Origin of the sequence: Nostoc sp. UIC 10630, assembly GCF_010747425.1 — a bacterium.
Classification (GTDB): Bacteria; Cyanobacteriota; Cyanobacteriia; order Cyanobacteriales; family Nostocaceae; genus Nostoc.
On record NZ_JAAGOG010000430.1, the window covers coordinates 1 to 1,513 of the forward strand.

At 37.5% G+C, this 1,513-nt stretch carries 2 protein-coding genes; both read left to right on the forward strand.

Going from position 1 to position 1,513, the window contains the following annotated elements; translation table 11 throughout:
* The first annotated feature begins 452 nt into the window (after positions 1 to 452).
* On the forward strand, positions 453 to 938 hold the full coding sequence (locus G1O98_RS38175) for a DDE-type integrase/transposase/recombinase (protein ID WP_163939642.1): 486 nt from the start codon (positions 453 to 455) through the stop codon (positions 936 to 938).
* Positions 939 to 980: 42 nt separating this feature from the next.
* Positions 981 to 1,513: Mu transposase C-terminal domain-containing protein (locus tag G1O98_RS38180; RefSeq protein ID WP_175587037.1), on the forward strand; the 533-nt coding region annotated here is incomplete at its 3' end.

Sequence of the window (1,513 nt, forward strand, 5' to 3'; positions counted from 1 at the left end):
ATCGCCATTTCTAGACGCTGGGTTATCATTGTTCGTTATTAGACAGATATTTCTACCCGTATTATCTCGCAGTCCTTTTCAGAAATCAAATATGATTCCTATATATTACTCTTTATCGATGGGTAAAAGAATATCGCCATAGTGGTGGGAATATTCGCTCATTAATTCCTCAACATCAAGCAAAAGGTAACTTTAAGCCCAAAATAGCCCCAGAAGTATATCAATTAATAAAAGAAGTTATTAACGAAGTATATCTAACCCCTGAACGTCCTAATATTGCCAGTATCTATGATGTCGTAATTTGTCGGATTCTGGCAGAAAATAATTTAAGGAAATCAAACAGGCAAGCCACTCTCTCTATTCCTCATCGCTCCACCATTTACCGCCAAATTCAACAATTAGACACGATTGAAAAAATAGTTGGTCGTTATGGAAAGAGAACTGCCGGTTTAATGTATGACCCCGTTCAAGAAGGACCGCGACCCTCTCGTCCTTTAGAAAGAGTTGAAATTGACCATACACTTTTGCCTTTCTTTGTTGTTGATACAGATACAAGAATGCCCATTGGCACACCCTCTTTAACCAGTGCTGTTGATAAATATTCAGGAGTTATTGTTGGCTATTACCTGAGCTTTGAGCCTTTCAGTTCGCTTTCTGTTATGCAGTGTTTACTCCATACAATTCACCCAAAAGATTATGTAAAAAATAAATTTCCTTCGGTCACAAAAGACTGGAATGCTTATGGAATAATGGAAATCCTTGTCGTTGATAATGGAAAAGAATTTTATAGCCAACACTTTCAAGATGCTTGTCAAGAATTAGGGATAAGCATCCAATATACACCTCCTTATATGCCTTGGTATAAAAGTAGCGTAGAAAGGACGTTTAGTAGTTATAATACCCAGCTATTGCAGGGACAACCAGGGGCATTATTTTAGGAATTTGCAAATCAGTATGATTATGACCCAAAAAAGAATGCTGTGGTTTCTCTTGAAGCTCTACAAGAGATGATTCACATCTTTATTGTAGACATTCATAATCAGAAGTATCATTCTCAATTTTGTACGCCTAGAGCCGAAATATGGTCAAAAGGAATAGCTGAATATCCACCCACATTACCTCTAAATCTCCAGGATTTAAGAGTATTAGTCGGAGCCATAGAAAAGCGAGTTATTACTAGAAGAGGTGTAGAGCTTTATGGGCTTTATTACAACAGTTTTGAATTGGCTAGACTACGCTCAAATTATGAAAAAGAAGACAACAGAAGGCAAGGTGGCTTGAGAGAAAGAGAAAAAGCCACTATTAAGTATGACCCCACAGATTTATCAACAATCTATATCCTTGACCCCAATAGCCATCAGTTTATCGTTGTACCAGCGATGAATCAGGAATACACTCAGGGTCTGACTCTTTGGCAACACAAAGTTATTAAAAACCTAGTAGTCTGCCAAGGCAATTTTGCTAGGTTATATTTGGATATAAACGCTGCATTTTTCGGCGAGCATCTTTGGTT

Excerpts from the sequence above, each read along its gene's own strand:
- G1O98_RS38175 (WP_163939642.1), top strand. The coding sequence starts at position 453 with ATGTATGACCCCGTTCAAGAAGGACCGCGACCCTCTCGTCCTTTAGAA.